Below are 421 nucleotides of genomic sequence, written 5' to 3' on the forward strand. Positions count from 1 at the left end.
CTTACTTTTATGATAGTAAAAATGTTATGATCAATCTATAGAGGTTTTCTGATGATATCAATCGGTGCATCCGATTTAGGGAGGCTTGAAGTTGGAGATCAAACAACTAATGATGTTCCAAACAGCATCAAAAGTATTAAACTTTACAAAAACTGCACAAATGCTTGGTTATGCTCAATCTAGCATCACAGCAAATATTGTGGCATTGGAAGAAGAGCTAGGAACCCCTCTATTTGAAAGGCTTGGAAAAAGGGTGATCTTAACAGAAGCTGGCAAACAATTTCAACAATATACGGATAAAATTTTAGGTTTAACAGGGGAAGCATTAGAGGCTGTTGGCGGGATGAATGAGCCAAGCGGCATTTTGAGAATATGTGCATCTGAAACACAATGCACCTACCGGCTTCCTCACATTTTAACG

1 protein-coding gene is annotated in these 421 nt (G+C 38.2%); it reads left to right on the forward strand.

Annotated elements, in window-relative coordinates:
* Positions 1 to 91 precede the first annotated feature (91 nt).
* On the forward strand, positions 92 to 421 hold a 330-nt coding region (locus SB658_RS22035), incomplete at its 3' end, for a LysR family transcriptional regulator (RefSeq protein ID WP_410602318.1).

It is taken from the genome of Bacillus sp. SIMBA_008 (assembly GCF_046535495.1).
GTDB classification, from domain to species: Bacteria; Bacillota; Bacilli; order Bacillales; family Bacillaceae; genus Bacillus; species Bacillus subtilis.